Source organism: Neoalteromonas arenosi (genome assembly GCF_030362855.1).
Lineage (GTDB): Bacteria > Pseudomonadota > Gammaproteobacteria > Enterobacterales > Alteromonadaceae > Alteromonas_E > Alteromonas_E arenosi.
The window spans coordinates 100,457-116,371 of sequence record NZ_JAUCBP010000010.1; the positions used below are offsets into that span (position 1 = coordinate 100,457).

Sequence of the window (15,915 nt, forward strand, 5' to 3'; positions counted from 1 at the left end):
AAGATAGCTTAATCAGTAATTGGTGGTATAGTTCTATTGTCTTTGACGGACGTGTTTATAGAGTTACAAGCTGCAAGTGTTATGAAACATCTCAAGTTACTTTAGTGATTTGTTGTAAGAAGTTTTCCATTCGTACGTGTTGACCCTCAAAATATTCAAGTTAATCGAAGGCGAAAGATGCGCAGGGTGCGCAAGTTACAATTTAATTGAGGTTTTACATGTCTAAAGTTACAGGCACCGTTAAGTGGTTTAACGCTGATAAAGGTTATGGTTTTTTAACTCAAGATAACGGTGGTAAAGATGTATTTGTACATTTCCGCGCAATCGTTGCAGAAGGTTACAAAACACTTCCAGAAGGTCAAAAAGTTCAGTTCGACGTTGAAGAAGGTCAAAAAGGTCTTCAAGCAGCAAACGTTGAAACTATCTAATTGAGTTTCTTTGTGATGGCCGTCAGGCCATCACTAATCCTTCTAATCCCCCTCATTCCCTTTTACCCATATTTGCAAATTTATTAGATTCAACACTGTTTAAGTGGGCTTATTGACGCCTGTCAATTACTTGGTTTTTTTCACCTCAGCGCAGCGCGTATTTCAGTTATACTAGTGACCAAAATAGAGGTGCAAAGACCTCCAATCATTTGCTACAAGGTACCTTACATGTCACGACCATTGCCTATTTGGGATGACTTACTGCTGTTGGATAGACAGCTTTCTGAAGAAGAGCGTATGTTGCGCGATAGCGCGCATGATTTTTGTCAGGCGCGGTTGATGCCGGGCGTACTGCAAGCGAATCGCGATGGTCAGTTTGACCGCGATATCATGTACGCCTTTGGTGAAGCGGGCTTACTCGGAGCGACTATCGATGGTTATGGCTGTGCTGGCACTAACTACGTGAGTTACGGTTTGATCGCGCGGGAAGTCGAGCGCGTCGATAGCGGTTATCGCAGCGCCATGAGCGTGCAATCTTCACTGGTTATGCACCCGATTTACACCTTTGGCAGCGAGGCTCAAAAAGAACGTTACTTACCAAAACTTGCTACAGGTGAATGGGTAGGGTGTTTTGGCTTAACCGAGCCGGATGCAGGCTCCGATCCCGCCGCCATGCGCACCCGGGCTGAAAAAGTTGACGGTGGTTACCTGCTCACAGGTAGTAAGATGTGGATCACCAACTCACCGATTGCTGATGTGTTTGTGGTGTGGGCGAAAAATACCGCTGAAGATAATGCCATTTGTGGCTTTGTACTTGAGAAAGGCATGCAGGGTTTAAGTGCGCCCGAAATTCACGGCAAACTTTCGCTTAAAGCCTCAATCACTGGTGAAATAGTCATGGATAAGGTCTTCGTACCGGATGAGAATATGTTTCCAACTGTGCGGGGGTTGAAGGGCCCGTTCAGCTGTTTAAATGTGGCCCGTTATGGCATTTCATGGGGGGCGATGGGGGCGGCAGAATATTGCTGGCATGCAGCGCGTCAATACGGTTTAGATCGCAAACAATTCGGTAAACCACTAGCGCAAACCCAGCTATTTCAAACCAAGTTAGCTAATATGCAAACGGAAATTACTTTAGGTTTACAAGCATCTTTGCGCGTCGGGCGGCTGATTGACAGTAATGAATTCGACCCAACCATGATTTCGCTGGTTAAACGCAACAACTGCGGAAAAGCGCTAGACATAGCGCGCCAGTCACGTGATATGCATGGTGGTAACGGGATTGCCGATGAGTTCCACATAATGCGGCATATGATTAACCTTGAAACAGTTAATACCTATGAGGGGACTTACGACGTCCACGGTCTTATTTTAGGCCGTGCCCAAACAGGCTTACAGGCGTTCTTCTAACTATCACCGGGTCAGAGTAAATTTGAGATTTACTCTGACCTTGCACTCTTGTTTATTGAACTGAGCAATAAACGCCTACTAGTATGTCTATTCGCGTAGCACGAGGGTGTGTATGGAAGCGATCTTTTTCGAAATGTTGCAGATCATCTACCGCGAATTCGAGTCTCACACTATTGTCGGTTGCCGTAAACGCCACTGAGCGGCCGGAGCTGGCTTCAATCCAGTCATAATCAGCATATTCGCTATCTGGCAAACGCAATTGTATGTCCTCATTGTCAGCGGTTTCATATATTACTGCACACTCTCTATCGGTCGGAAACTCCTCTAGCCATACACGGTCACCGTACATTGCACCTAATCGCGTATGCATGTCGATATGAATTTCCTTGCGATACATTTGTTCTGTGTATCCACTTTCAGCGCGATCGACTTCCCGCTCGATAAACCACTTGTAGTCAGAAGTTGTTTGTCGGGTTGGTGTAATGCGCCACGCGAGTTCGTCAGTGGTATTGTCTTCAAGTTGCAGTTTTAGCCATTGCGACCAATTAATCGTATCACTGCTTGGCTGTAATACGATTTCTTGTTGCAGCGCCATCCAGTCTTCGATACTGTCGATTTCGCTGACACGCTGTAATAGTGGCTGTAGCTCCTGGGCATCACCTTTGGGTGGAGCTGTCATAAACAATAAACCACCCTGATGCAGCCAATAACTCTCCTTGTTTACTGACAATCCGTCTTTGTCATCAAATCTACCAAGGCCGTTCATCGACTGGAAATTATGACTGGTGATCGGCTCTTCAAAAATTGTGCGACCCGACTCAAGTTCAATCAACCGGTAGATCAGGACTTCGTTATTCAAGCGTCCATAAATTACCAGAGTACCTTCTGGTCCCAATGCGTCAGCGAATGGGGTGAAATTGTCCTTAATGGGGATCTGCGAGGCATTGCCTTGTTTTTCGCTGGACCGTTCAGCGCCATCGGCACCTTGCTGAGTATTCGCCGATTGATTATCCTCTGTCTCAATGTTGTAGATAAAGGTCGGTTGATTGTACATGGTAGCGACCAGCTGATTGCCATCGTCATTGAGCTGCATCCGCAGCGGCGCAGCACTGGTAGTGATCGTACGCACATGTTCACAGGACGATGTATCCAACTGTTCAATGTCATAGCTCTCATTGATTACATAAGCTTGTGAAGTATCCGGTGTTAGCGTTAGTGGTAACGCTCCCTGATCGAAAAAGCTTATGACTTTATGACACAGGAGTTCTCCATCTGCGGCCTTGAACATCATATAGTTACTCTCATCCACCAATAATACGCTGCTGGTGGTGACATGCCCGTTCCACTGTGTTGCGCTCGTACCTAGCTCAGATTGCCATTGAAGGGTACCGTCTAGGCTGCGGAACTCGACCCTATCTTCAAACACAAAGGTTAACGAGTTTGACGGAGCGTGATAAGTGGCATCGCCGGGAATACTCTCTAGTGCAACATTGGCTTTGACTTGTCCGTCTAGGCCAACCAATTTGTAGGCTGATTCGGTGCTAAAGCCTACAAGGCTTTCGTCGTCAACAATTTGATAAACGGCAACAGCTTGAGCAAGCTCATCGATACTATGAGATAACTCTGCACCTTGCTCAAGATCGAACAGTTTGAAGCCATCTTCGTATTCCAGAGCCACCAGCTGTTTGCTCGAGTGGCTAAAGATCTGTTTATTTGCCACCATGTCTTGACCGCGTAATTGCAGCAGGCTTTGTTCCAGTGATGGTTTGAGGCGCAAATGATAGAGCTGATTTTCCGATAATATACCCACCGCAGTACCGTCAGGTGAGAAGGCCGCAACATGCTCGAAACCTTCATCGCGGTTTAACCCGTCTAAGGTAAACAATGTTTTCATCCGCTCTACATCAATCAACTGGATAGCGTACTCATCGGCGCGATATCCGTAAATTAGGATCCGCTCACCTGTTGGGTCGAACAGTAAGTCCATATCACCGCTAGAGAGAATGCGTCCAGGCAAGCGCACTGCACTTGCAACATCGAATAACAACACGTGTTCAGTAGAGCTATCGATAAAGGCTATTAACGAGGAGTCAGGATGGGCGATAAACGTTCGTGCTTCATGCCAGGGGGTGTTGCGCATATCAAAGGTAACAGTTCCTGTGGCCAATTCCCAGGCTACCACTTTGTCATCATCATCACGAATGACAAAGTAATCGCCATTCTTCGCAAACGCGATTTGTTCAACTGGGCGCTCCCATTGAATATTGGCCAAGACCGTTTGTTCATCAACATCTATGATGCTGAATTGGCCACTTTCTTCGAGAATCGCGAGATAGTTATCTTGAGTATCACTGGCAGTAGCGATAACCGGTGAAGCAGTATCTACCGCATAGACTACTTCTACTTGGCCATTGATGTATTTCCATACAACGGCGGCATTGTCGGTGGTTACATAGTTCCAGTAATAGTTCTCGCTCGAACCCAGTAGATTCACCTTAGCATCGGTGAAACCAGGATCGGTCTCGTCAGTGCCTGAATTGATGTAACTGACAAAGCCATCTTCATTAACCGCCATCATCCATTCGCTATGGGGTAAATATACCAACTGGTCAAATTCCTCTTTGATTTGGGTGAGAAGCTTGCCGCTGGTGATATCCCATTCAAGTAATTGGTCTCCGGTTAACACTGTAACCTTTTTGCCATCAGGACTGTAAACGAATGATTTGGCTTGTGAGTTACCTAACACGCGGTGGTTTTGTGCAGAAATATCAACAATTCGAGTGACACCATTACGAGCCACAGTGATTGCTTGGCTGCCATCACTACTGACACTTAGATCAACCACATCGGAATCGTGCTCAATACTATACTCCACCTCTTCGGTTTCCAGGTTGTAAACGGCAAAGGTATCGTCGGCACTGACGCTGGCGAAGCGGCGGCTATCCAAAAACCTGACTTCGTATACACTGCCATTGTGTATGTTTCCGACAACTTCGGTTTCGCCGGAAGTAAGATTGAGGATCCGAACCGTGCCATCCCAGCTCGCACCGGCTAAGAGCAGTCCATCATCAGAAAAGTCAATGGATGCCACGGCATTGTCAAATACAACCTCGGTGTCACTGTTTTCTGCGCTAACGCCATAAACGGGAAGCGTATTGCCTTTGTTGGCAACAGCGACAAAACGCTGTTGTGGGTCGGTTAGCAGTTGCCAAACATAACCGTCGAGTTTTTTCCAAGGCGCTGGCGTATTCTGCGTCGTGCCGCGAAAGATGTTGCCCTTGTTATCGCCACTGAATACCTGGTTACCCACCTTCACCACACTTGTGAAGTAGGCATCTTCTATTGGGGTTAGCTTGTCTTGGTGCTGACGTGTCCAATCTTCAGTGTTATACACGGCTAACCAGCCGTCTTCGCTGATCATTGTGGCAAAGCCAGATACAGGGTCCATATGGAAGTCAGCAATATCTTCGTCAAATACATCTAGCTCTCGAATCAGGCTTCCATCGGTTGGGTCCCAAATATTCAAACTGTTCTTGTTGATCAATGCCAGCCAGCTACCATCTGCAGCAGAGAATGCATACTTGATATGCCAGTCGTAGTAATGGAACGTAAGGATAGGCTCATAGTCTGTATAATTGTCTTCGCGGGAATAAATGCGCGGGTAGTAGAGGCTATAGAGGTGCAAAATATGATCGTTTTCACCGAAGAAAATAGCATCGTCAGTGCGACGTGGTAACGGAATGCGATCGCCTTCAACCGCTTTAAGTTGCCGTGCTAATAAATGCCCCGCTGCAATTTGAGCTTTTTGGTCGGGGTTGACTTTCAGTGCTTCACTAAAGGCCGTGAAAGCCTGTTTAATTGAACCTTCATTGCCTTTATCCACGCCAGTTAAAAACTGCTCTTCGGCCAATAATAATGCATTTTTTTCAGACTCTCGGACAGCTATGTCGGTTTGTATCATGGCCTGCTCAGATGCTTCTTCTGCCTTCTTCGCGTAAATCAATGACAGGAAAGTCAGTGCAATCAATACCACCATAGATGCCGCGACAATCGCGAACCGGTTGCGGCGTTTGACCGCTTCGCGTTGAATGGATAGTTGTACAAACTCGGCAACGTCATGCTGCATTTGGTCTTGGCGTTTATCCAACCAAATTTTGGCTTCTTCCAACGGCTTACCACTCGGCAATAAATAAGCGTTGTTTTGCTTTTCTAAGTGCCAAATTTTGGTCTCTTTGCTGACCCGGCTGTACCAGCGCAAGTATTCTTGGTTGGCCGCGACAAAGGTCTTAATGCGTTGCCATTGATGCAGAAGCGCTTCATGTGTCAGTGATATATGAGTACGGCCGTCATCATCGGTATCTGCGACCAGTAAGCGTGCGTTCAAAAAGGCTTCGACAAAGGCTTTTTCCGCTGGGTTTGCATTAAACTGCTCAATGCTGACCTGCTTGCGAGTCGCACGGCCTTCTTCGTTCACCGCAATGAGATGCCCCATTACATTGTTGAATACATCTTCACTGTGATCGTCGATTGCCGCATATGTCGATTCTGCTTTTTGACTAATGGCACCAGCCAGACCACCCATTTCACGGTAAGCGGCAAAACTCAATTGCTTGTTGTCTTTGTCGCGATGCAAATAAAGTTGCTCTAGGGCGAACTCTAGCAGTGGGAGCGATTCGGGGGAATTTTCCGCCTCATCAAGTAGTATTTCATCTAGGCCCTCACCTTTCTCGTCAACATCAAAGGTCAGCCCCGCCGCTTTAGCCGGCCCCTGTATGATCTCTTTGAGTTCATGCGGGCGAGGTGGTCCCAAATCTGATTGGCGACCGTCTTTCTTTAAGTTCATCAGCGCCGGTACGCCGAGGATCTCGGGATAAAAGTCGCTGCGGATAGTGGCAATAACCCATACTTGACCACTTTCTACTAACGCGGTGATCCAAGCCAATAGCTCATCGCGAACATTATCAGCGAGTTGGAAAATCTCTTCGAACTGATCCCACACCAATAACAGGCGTACCTTCGGTGGCTGCTGATAGTTTTCTTTTTCTTGCAGTGCCTGACTTGCGCGGCGCAGTGCAGCTTTTAACGGTTGCGCTTGATTTGTGCCGGTTTCCCAAAATGCACCAATTTCTTCTTCGCTGTCGTAGTCTCCGGTAAGCAACTCAGGCAACACTCTGCTTTGGCTGATCCGTCGCGCCAAAGTTTGCATCGGTTTGTCGCCCAGCTCGCTGGGTTTGATAACCTCGTGACGCCACTGTACAACATCGGCCATCGATAGGGTGTTTTGCAGCTTAGGCAAAATTCCCGCGCGCACCAGTGATGATTTACCCGAACCACTGGCTCCTACGAGCAGTAAAAAGCCCTTGCCGTCGCGCTCATAATTGGCGAGTAATCGCGCGCGTACTTCTTGCACCGCACGCTGACGACCAAAGAATATAGGCGCATGCTCTGGTTCAAATACCTGTAGGCCACGATAGGGGCTGCCTTTAGCTTCAGGCCAGGTAACCTCTTGGGTTTGGTTTTTCAGCCATACTCGCAAGTCTTGCTCAAATTGCTGCTCAAAAAAATCGGTCGATTCAAACGGCTTAAACGCTGCGGTAAAGTGGCCTTGCTCGTTTTGTACCCAGCGCCGCCAAAACGCCTCGAGGGCCTGCATTTCGGCCTTTTCTTGTTCTAACCGATCGGCATCGTAAAACACTTTTTCAGTTTTGCGATACAGCAGAATATCGGGTACCTGCTCGACTAATGCTTTGTCCATCGCGGTTTCGAATTCGTACTCGGTGCCAGTCGGAATGGTGCCATCGTCGCGTTTATAGTCTTCGGGTAACTCAGAGCCCAGACGCTTCCACAATACGCAAACCACTAAATCGGCTTTGTCAGGGGCAACAATTTGCTTTTGAAAGGTTTCGCGAGCGGTATAGACATTTTCCTCCCAGCGTATAGCCTCTAGCTTAACGTCCGGGAAATCTTGCTGTACGCGCTCAACGACTTGGCTGATACGGCGTCGTTCAGCATCTACGTCGGAAGGGGAAGAAACAAAAATCCGTATCGTTTGGTTGTCCATAGCACTACCATTAGTTGAAGAAACGTTGGTTTTTTCATCAGTCTAGCAAAAAACTGGCCGTTGCAAAGTATGCAACAAGATTTCTAATGGGGTTGAGTTGGTTAGCTTCGCTTTCCGAGTTTACTCTGTGCCCTTGTCTCTTTAGGATATCTCTTCTTTTTAATCCAGAGGTATGCATGTCGTTCCGCGTATTAATGCTTGTGTCAGCACTGCTGATTGTTAGTCCTGTGTTAGCGCAAGAAGGCGAGTCAGCTAATTTCGATCAGCTAATCGCGACCGCCTATAAAGTTCGCAGTGCAGACGCTGTAGCGCTGGGTGAAATTCTTGATGAATTAACACAATCCACTTCACAGCTTAACGACTATCAGCGCGATTCACTGGCGTATTTGCGCGGTTATCAATTTGCCATCAATGGCGTACTGCCGCAGTGTTAACAACGCGGTAAGTTTAATCATTCTTGATTTGGATGACTTTAAACGGGTTAACGATAGCTATGGGCATTTGGTTGGCGATTGGGTATTAAAAGCGGTCGCACAATTATTGTGAGATGCTTGTCGTTCGGATGATGTATATGCGCGGATCGGCGGTGAAGAGTTCGGTATCTTACTGCCCGGGCGCAATGCCAATGACGCGATGGAGCTCGCCGAAGAATTGCGACGGCGTGTTGCCGCAATCGATACTCAAGAGGCGGGGCAAACCTTTAAACTCTCGGCAAGTGTTGGCGTTGCAACCTGCATCAATGGCGACTACGTGTTTGATGACTTATTCAGTCAAGCAGATACTGCGCTGAAGACTAAAAAGGGGGCGCAGTAATTGTTAACTCTGTCCTCACTAACTATTAATCAGCAAACTTTACCAAGCGCGTAAAATCTCTTCATACGAATTGGGATCCAAGTGACTCTTACGTTCTGAATGGCTGTTTTGTTGGCCATTGCTAATTAAGTACTGGCGCGCCGCATCCCAATCGGCAAAACGTTCACCGTCAACGATAAACTGTGTGGGTGAGGTGCGGCTGCTGTTCCACGTGTATGCACTATTGGTCGCGTCTTCTAGCGAACCATTGAGTATGGTGTTTAAGTGATGCGTGTTACGTGAACTAATAAGCTCTTGTGCGCCATCGTCATCAGTATCAGCTTTGATCCAAGCCAGACCCAATAACTCATTTAAACGCCCTTCGATCAGCATAGCTGCAATGGCATTGTCGAAGTCTTGCAGGATGGTTTCGGCATTCTCTACTTGCCGATTTAAGGTCAAATGCAAACCAGTGGTAAATAGGCTTTGAGCACTGCGGTGGAGTAATTCCTGATCAATATCTATCAGCAAACGGTTGAATTCAGCAAAATAAAGCGAATCAGTGAGTAAGTAGTTACTACGGTCATCGGCTATGTTGTATATAGTATCAAACGAGGTGGAATTACGTGACCAGTTGATTTCTCGAACTAGGCGCAGTTCCGGCGTAAAGGCGTAGCGGTTTTCTACGGCCACACGCGCATTGCGGATCTGGCTAAAACTGCGTACGCGCTCAATGTCTGGCGACTTGCTGACCAAGTGCAAGTACAACGGAATGTAACGCTCGGAATAGACAAACCGGTCACTCTGTTCAGTTAGATCAATAAAGTCAATACGACCGTCAAATTTGCCAGAATTTAAACCGCTAGCGGCAAAGGCTTCGCGTTCGATTGCGATGGTGGCAGAGTGTCCAGCACGCTGCATCGCTTCGGCAACAATGGTATTGATGCGTTCTGAATGTGCGCCTAAATCGGTAAAGGTTTCCCACTCTGTGGTTACCAACTTCAATGAATCGGCGTAACTGTGCAGTGGCGCTAGCAACACGCCTGCGCCAACTGTGCATGAACACAAAAACTTACCAATTGCCTTCACATCAACTCCTTAATCTCAACCATTAACGTGTATACGAAATAGCGCGGTAAATTTCTCACTTTAGTCGTGCGAAACCTGCAATCTATACCCAGCGTATTTGCGCATGTTTATCACGCGGTCACCATCTAGCAGAAGGTATTGACCTTTAATTCCTTGCAATTGACCACTAAAGCTCGGCGTTTTGTCCAGATTGATCGACTTTACTTTCTCCGGATACTGAGTCACCGGATAGTTGATACTAATGGGATCGCTCTCAACAGGTTGTACAGCCTGAATGCCATGCTTTGCGCAAATAGCTTCGATTTCCGGCGCAATGGCATTGAGTACTTGTTCCGCGCGACCTTGAATATCGAGATCGTCAGGCTGACCTTTGAGCATGGTGCGCCAATTGGTCTTATCGGCGATATGCGCTTTGGCCGCATGTTCAACTAAGCCACTAACTAAACGCTCTGACACGCGCAAGATGGGTAGCGCTTGCGTTGCCCCTTGGTCAATCCAACGCGATGAGACGCCATCAGTTACATGCCGGGTAATACCGATTTTTAGTGCGCCGGTATTGGATAAATACACAAAGTGGTCGCTTAAACAGTTTTGTTCGCCCCACTCTGGCTCGCGGCAGGTGCCTTCTGAGTAGTGGCACAGCTCGGGTTTAATAATACAGCTATCGCACTGCGCCAACGTGATCAGGCAACGATAGCAATAACCCTGGTTAAAGCTCTTCTTGGTTTTGGCATCGCAGTGTACGCAGTTGATGTCACCGGTGTGTTCAACCTCGATATTGCGACCAATTAAAGCATTCATATCAATTTTTTCATCACCCACAGGTAATTGATAATGGGCTAGGTGTGAACCTCCAGATTGCGCTTCAGTGTGCACTTGCATTTTGCGAATTTTGCCAACAACGGCCATGATTATTCTGCCTCAGGATCGGGTAAAAAGGCGCCAGCGGCACCTGGGAATACAACAGGACTCTCGTAGCCGTCTTTGCTAACGCTGGCAACGCCAAAGAAGTAGTTATCAATAACCACATTTTCCAATGTGGCTTCAGTGACATCGCCAACGAAACGGCTAAACTGCCATTGCGGTGCATCGGTGTAGCGCCAGTAAATTTTGTAACCCTTCAAGTGCGGGTTGGTGGTTTTATCAACCGCATTCCACGCCAGTGTCGTGCTGGGCTGAACCGCGCCACTGATAGTCACCCCCGTTGGTGGTGATGGTGCCCAGGATAGGCTTGCCAAACTTGATGCGTTCAAGCCAGTTAGCTTAGCGGCGTAATCAAAATCAACGCCATCAATGGTATCACCGTAAGCACGACCATCTTCTATACGGATATCTTGATGTTGGCGATCGTAATGTTCATTGGTTTCCATGATGCGTATACCCGGAAAGCCAAGGTCATTGAATGGGCGATGATGTCCGCCGCGACGGAAGCGATCTAAGCGGTAGATCACCATGGTATCGAGGTTGGGAATGTAGCGGTCGGCAATCCAATCGATGTAGCGCGCGAGGTTGCGACTCGGTGAATCGACTTCACCACCGGTAAAACGACGTAAACGAGCTTCTTGAGGCGTTTCCAGCATGCGCGTGCCCTCGGCAAAGATCCGCGCAGTAGTATTGTTGATTACACCGTTTATACCCTCGATATTACCAATCATATCGTTGTTTAATACACCGACGATGCGCCAGCCATCGGCTAATGCATTGGTTGCCATGATCTGGCCACCAAACAACCCTTGCTCTTCGCCGGCAAGTGCGGCGTAAACAATACTGCCGTTAAATTGGTATTTAGTAAGTACGCGCGCGGCTTCTAGCGTACCAGCAACGCCTGATGCGTTGTCATTAGCGCCGGGTGAATCAGAGGTGAAATCCATCACATCGGTAACGCGCGAATCGATATCGCCGGACATGATCACGTATCGGCCTGGATCAGTGGTACCGCGTTGAATGGCAATCACGCTGACAACGTCGACTGGGTCGGGAATACGTCGCTCGTCACTGATTACATCTGATTGAAAATAGACTTCCAAGCAACCACCGCATTCGGCACTGATGCGTTCAAATTCGGCCTTTATCCAACGTCGCGCCGCGCCAATGCCGCGAGTATCTGATTCGGTTTCGCTCAAGGTATGGCGAGTACCAAAATCAACCAGTGTTTGGATATCGCTTTCGATGTTGGCTGCCGATGGGGCAACTCCTATGGTGTGCAATATTTCGTGGTCGTGGTATTCAACGGTAGGTTCAGCATTAGCCGCCACGCTAGTTAGTAAAAGGGTCGCGGCGAACGTGCGAAACGGGGCAATTGCAGACATAAGAGGTCCTGTTGTTATTCGAATTTATAGGTAGCTAAAAGCGTCTCCGAATAATTGCTCGGCAGGGAAACCCAACGCGGTAAAATCATCGCGTACAACTTTAGCCATTTCAAACCGACCGGCCACATATATATCGTAGTCAGCAAGGTTGTCGGTATTGTCGATCACGGCTTTGTGTACCCAACCGCTTAACCCTTGCCACTCGCTTTCTGGATATTGCACTACGGGTTTAAAGTGAAAGTTTGCGTGTTGTTCACTTAGGGCGTTGAGATGCTCGACGCAATACAAGTCTGCTTGATTACGTACACCCCAGTACAAATCGATCGCTTTATTGGGGTTTTGTTGCAATGCGGACTGCAAAATTGAATATACGTATGAAAAGCCTGTGCCGCCGGCGAGTAAAATAATCGGGCGCTCACTGGGTTGATAGAAGGCGGAGCCGTCGGGTACATCAACCACAATTGAGTCTTCGCTGCGCAACTTCTCCATCACTTCCCATGCGTAGGGATTCTCTGGTGTTGCGCCAATATGCAACACCAACTCTGGGGTTTGGTGCGGAGCATTGGCAATCGAAAACGGACGAGCGTCTTCATCAGACATAACCACTTTTAAGTACTGGCCGGGATTAAATTCAACCGCTGCAGGCGGTGTAAGAACGACTTCAAAAATCGCTGGCGTGAGCGATGAAATTTTTGTCACTGTGCAAGTGGTGTGCGTCATTAAATTAAACTTCTCTATTTTAACTGCGGGTATTATGACAATAAATCGAGCTCATCCCAAATCGCATCGACACGGGCTTTAACATCTTCGTCCATTACAATGGGCGTACCCCACTCACGGTCAGTCTCACCAGGCATCTTATTAGTGGCGTCTAGACCCATTTTTGAGCCTAAACCGGAAACCGGCGAAGCAAAGTCGAGATAATCAATCGGTGTATTTTCGATCATCGTGGTGTCACGCATTGGGTCCATCCGCGTGGTAATAGCCCAAATCACGTCTTCCCAGTTGCGCGCATTCACATCATCGTCACACACAATCACAAACTTAGTGTACATAAATTGGCGCAGGAATGACCAAACCCCCATCATTACGCGTTTGGCGTGCCCGGGGTATTGCTTTTTCATCGTCACTACAGCCATGCGATACGAGCAACCTTCTGGCGGCAAGTAAAAATCCACAATCTCCGGGAACTGCTTCTGTAAAATCGGCACAAACACTTCGTTTAATGCCACTCCTAATATTGCTGGCTCATCGGGTGGACGGCCCGTGTATGTTGAGTGATATATAGGGTTCTCGCGATGAGTGATATGCGTCACGGTGAAAACTGGGAACTCATCTACTTCATTGTAGTAGCCGGTGTGGTCGCCGTAAGGGCCTTCTGGTGCAGTTTCCCCCGGTTGTAAATACCCTTCCAAAACGATTTCTGCCGATGCGGGCACTTGCAGATCATTACTGACTGATTTAACAACCTCAGTTTTATCACCGCGTAGTAAACCGGCAAACGCATATTCAGACAGCGTGTCAGGCACGGGTGTAACAGCACCTAAAATAGTCGCAGGGTCGGCACCCAGCGCAACGGAAACAGGGTAGGGTTTATCAGGGTTTTGCTGGCACCATTCACGGTAATCCAATGCCCCACCGCGGTGTGATAACCAGCGCATAATGACTTTGTTTTTGGCAATCACTTGCTGCCGATAGATCCCCAAGTTCTGGCGTCTTTTATGCGGCCCGCGTGTCACAGTTAAACCCCAGGTGATCAAAGGTGCTGCATCACCGGGCCAGCAGCGCTGGATAGGTAACTTACTCAAATCGACGTCATCACCGCTAATCACATGCTGCTGGCATGGCGCTTTTTTGAGTACCTTGGCAGGCATATTAAGCACTTGCTTAAATACTGGCAGTTTTTCCCATAAATCCTTAATGCCTTTGGGGGGCTCAGGCTCTTTTAAATAGGCCAACAGTTTGCCTACTTCACGCAGTGCTTCGACTGAGGTTTGTCCCATGCCTAATGCCACCCGCTCCGGAGTACCAAATAAGTTGGCAAGAACCGGTATATCACTGCCTTTGGGGTTTTCAAATAAAATGGCTGGGCCTCCGGCGCGCAACGTGCGATCAGCAATTTCAGTCATCTCTAAATCAGTGTCGATAGGCATAGAAACGCGTCTGAGTTCACCGCGTTGTTCCAGTTGCGCGATGAAATCGCGTAAGTCTTTGTATTTCATATTGAAGGGCAAGGATTCTGTGACTACTCTTTAATGTAGGAATTATACCAGCTATTGCGCGTTTCTGATCACACTATAACAAAGTGAGGATTTATGGCTTTTTCGCGTCGATTAATTGCAGTGGTTTTAATGCTTGGCACAACACCACTACTCAGTGCTCAAAACCCGGCCCCCTGTACAGAAGCGGAATATCGGCAGTTCGACTTTTGGCTTGGGCAATGGCAGGTAACGCAAGCAGACGGCACTGTAGCTGGCACTAACTCAATCGTAAGTGCCTACCAAGGCTGTGTAGTCACAGAACACTACGAAGTGGCAGGGCAACCTTACGGCATGAGTATCAATGCCTATGACCGCGCGACGCAGCAATGGCATCAGACTTGGATGGATCGCAATGGTACGGTTTTGAAATTATCCGGTGGCATTCAAAATGGAATTATGGTGTTATCAGCTAAAGTGATGGATTCTTCAGGTAAACCTGCAACCCATCAAATCAGCTGGGAGCCACAAGCAGACGGGACCGTGGTGCAGCATTGGCAATACAAACTTGATGATAGTGAGCAGTGGTCTACCTTGTTTAAAGGGATCTACACCAAACAATCATCGTAGCTGAGGAGTAAAGCATGTCATTTTCACCCGACATGATTGATGAACTGAATCTATTATTAAAATTTCCGACCGATAGCCTTATGCAAGGTTTAAAAATTCACCACGATGCAAGCCAAGCCATGATTGATGCTGCCGAGCGTTTGTACGCTAAAGGTGTCATCACGCAGGTGGACGGTGGCTATTTGACTGATTTGGGACATGATTTAATTGAGCATGCCCAACGCTTGCGCATGGCCTTGAGTTTGCGTTTGAACTAAGTGGAGCGGCGTTTAAGTCTTCGCGTTAAGCGCCGATAACCCTAATATTGAGAACAACAAACACCTTGTATCGCTAGAACTATGAAGCCGTTTCGCTATTTCAACTCGCTCAAACGCACTACCGTTTTATTGTCGGGCTTGGTCCTTGGCTGTCTATCATTGAGCGCCCAAGCGCAAGACGTGCGTGCGGTGCAATTGTACAGTCAAGATGAGTTGATCATGATGATCAATAAAAACGAACACCTCGATCGCGTTGTGCTCGATCGCTGTCAGTTAGTGCAAGACATTGAAGCGCGCGCTGAAGTGTTAAACGTACCGGCCTATCAATTCTTATGGGGTGATATGCTGGCATGGGGCGTTTGCGTAGAAGCCGAACCGGCCAGAGGCGTAAGCTTTATGCGCGCTGCCGCAGACCAAGGTTTACCGGCCGCACTCGAGCAACTAGGGCGCTACTACGCCAACGGTACCTTGGTGCAAGAAGACAAATCGCGCGCGGTGGTGTTTTTACGCGAAGCATCGGCGCTGGGCAATATGAAAGCGCAAATGCAACTGGCGGATTTGTTCATTGCGGGATACGGCAGTCCCTATGATTATCAAGATACCTATCACTGGTTGTACAACGCGATTACTGACGACAAAGATGTGCATGCACGTATTGCAAATCAGCTTGCGGCGCTAGAAAAACTGATGCACCCCAAAGCTGTGAAGGCTGCACGCCAACCACTCGACAGTTAAGTCATT

The 15,915-nt window shown here is 47.9% G+C and carries 12 protein-coding genes and 1 pseudogene; 7 read left to right on the forward strand and 6 right to left on the reverse strand.

Annotated features, from left to right (window positions below):
* The first annotated feature begins 218 nt into the window (after positions 1-218).
* Entirely contained in the window at positions 219-428 is a 210-nt protein-coding gene (gene cspE / locus QTP81_RS12200) for a transcription antiterminator/RNA stability regulator CspE (protein WP_100644315.1), read from the forward strand.
* Positions 429-656: 228 nt separating this feature from the next.
* Positions 657-1,838, forward strand: a complete 1,182-nt coding sequence (locus tag QTP81_RS12205) for an acyl-CoA dehydrogenase (RefSeq protein ID WP_289365802.1) — start codon at positions 657-659, stop codon at positions 1,836-1,838.
* A gap of 52 nt (positions 1,839-1,890) precedes the next feature.
* Here the strand turns inward: QTP81_RS12205 and QTP81_RS12210 are convergent, their stop codons facing one another.
* Positions 1,891-7,899, reverse strand: a complete 6,009-nt coding sequence (locus tag QTP81_RS12210) for an nSTAND1 domain-containing NTPase (RefSeq protein ID WP_289365803.1) — start codon at positions 7,897-7,899, stop codon at positions 1,891-1,893.
* 176 nt (positions 7,900-8,075) lie between these two features.
* Here QTP81_RS12210 and QTP81_RS12215 point away from each other — a divergent pair, with 176 nt between their 5' ends.
* Both QTP81_RS12215 and QTP81_RS12220 read left to right on the forward strand, forming a co-directional pair.
* Complete coding sequence (locus tag QTP81_RS12215) at positions 8,076-8,333, forward strand: hypothetical protein (RefSeq protein ID WP_289365805.1); 258 nt, start codon at positions 8,076-8,078, stop codon at positions 8,331-8,333.
* A pseudogene (locus tag QTP81_RS12220) lies at positions 8,311-8,712 on the forward strand (GGDEF domain-containing protein). Before QTP81_RS12215 ends, QTP81_RS12220 begins: the two are co-directional and overlap by 23 nt.
* Positions 8,713-8,751: 39 nt before the next feature.
* Here the strand turns inward: QTP81_RS12220 and QTP81_RS12225 are convergent.
* Genes QTP81_RS12225 through ubiD form a run of 5 tightly spaced genes read right to left on the reverse strand, consistent with a single transcriptional unit; the run spans position 8,752 to position 14,311 of the window.
* On the reverse strand, positions 8,752-9,780 hold the full coding sequence (locus tag QTP81_RS12225; protein WP_289365806.1) for a hypothetical protein: 1,029 nt from the start codon (positions 9,778-9,780) through the stop codon (positions 8,752-8,754).
* A 60-nt stretch (positions 9,781-9,840) separates the two neighbouring features.
* Entirely contained in the window at positions 9,841-10,689 is an 849-nt protein-coding gene (locus QTP81_RS12230) for a DUF2797 domain-containing protein (protein WP_289365807.1), read from the reverse strand.
* Positions 10,690-10,691: 2 nt separating this feature from the next.
* Positions 10,692-12,089, reverse strand: a complete 1,398-nt coding sequence (locus QTP81_RS12235) for a M28 family metallopeptidase (protein ID WP_289365809.1) — start codon at positions 12,087-12,089, stop codon at positions 10,692-10,694.
* A gap of 24 nt (positions 12,090-12,113) precedes the next feature.
* Positions 12,114-12,809, reverse strand: a complete 696-nt coding sequence (gene fre / locus QTP81_RS12240) for an NAD(P)H-flavin reductase (protein ID WP_289365811.1) — start codon at positions 12,807-12,809, stop codon at positions 12,114-12,116.
* Positions 12,810-12,841: 32 nt separating this feature from the next.
* A complete protein-coding gene (ubiD, locus tag QTP81_RS12245) occupies positions 12,842-14,311 on the reverse strand; it encodes a 4-hydroxy-3-polyprenylbenzoate decarboxylase (RefSeq protein ID WP_289365813.1) in 1,470 nt (489 codons plus the stop codon).
* Positions 14,312-14,404: 93 nt separating this feature from the next.
* On the opposite strand from ubiD, the gene QTP81_RS12250 reads away from it, so the two are divergent.
* The 3 genes from QTP81_RS12250 (at position 14,405) to QTP81_RS12260 (ending at position 15,909) form a co-directional block, all read left to right on the forward strand.
* Positions 14,405-14,917 (forward strand): hypothetical protein, encoded by a 513-nt coding sequence (locus QTP81_RS12250; protein WP_289365815.1) that lies wholly within the window; start codon positions 14,405-14,407, stop codon positions 14,915-14,917.
* Between the two features lie 14 nt (positions 14,918-14,931).
* Positions 14,932-15,174: a TIGR02647 family protein gene (locus QTP81_RS12255; protein ID WP_289365817.1), complete on the forward strand. Its 243-nt coding sequence runs from the start codon at positions 14,932-14,934 to the stop codon at positions 15,172-15,174.
* 81 nt (positions 15,175-15,255) lie between these two features.
* A complete protein-coding gene (locus QTP81_RS12260; RefSeq protein ID WP_289365819.1) occupies positions 15,256-15,909 on the forward strand; it encodes a tetratricopeptide repeat protein in 654 nt (217 codons plus the stop codon).
* Positions 15,910-15,915: the final 6 nt, after the last annotated feature.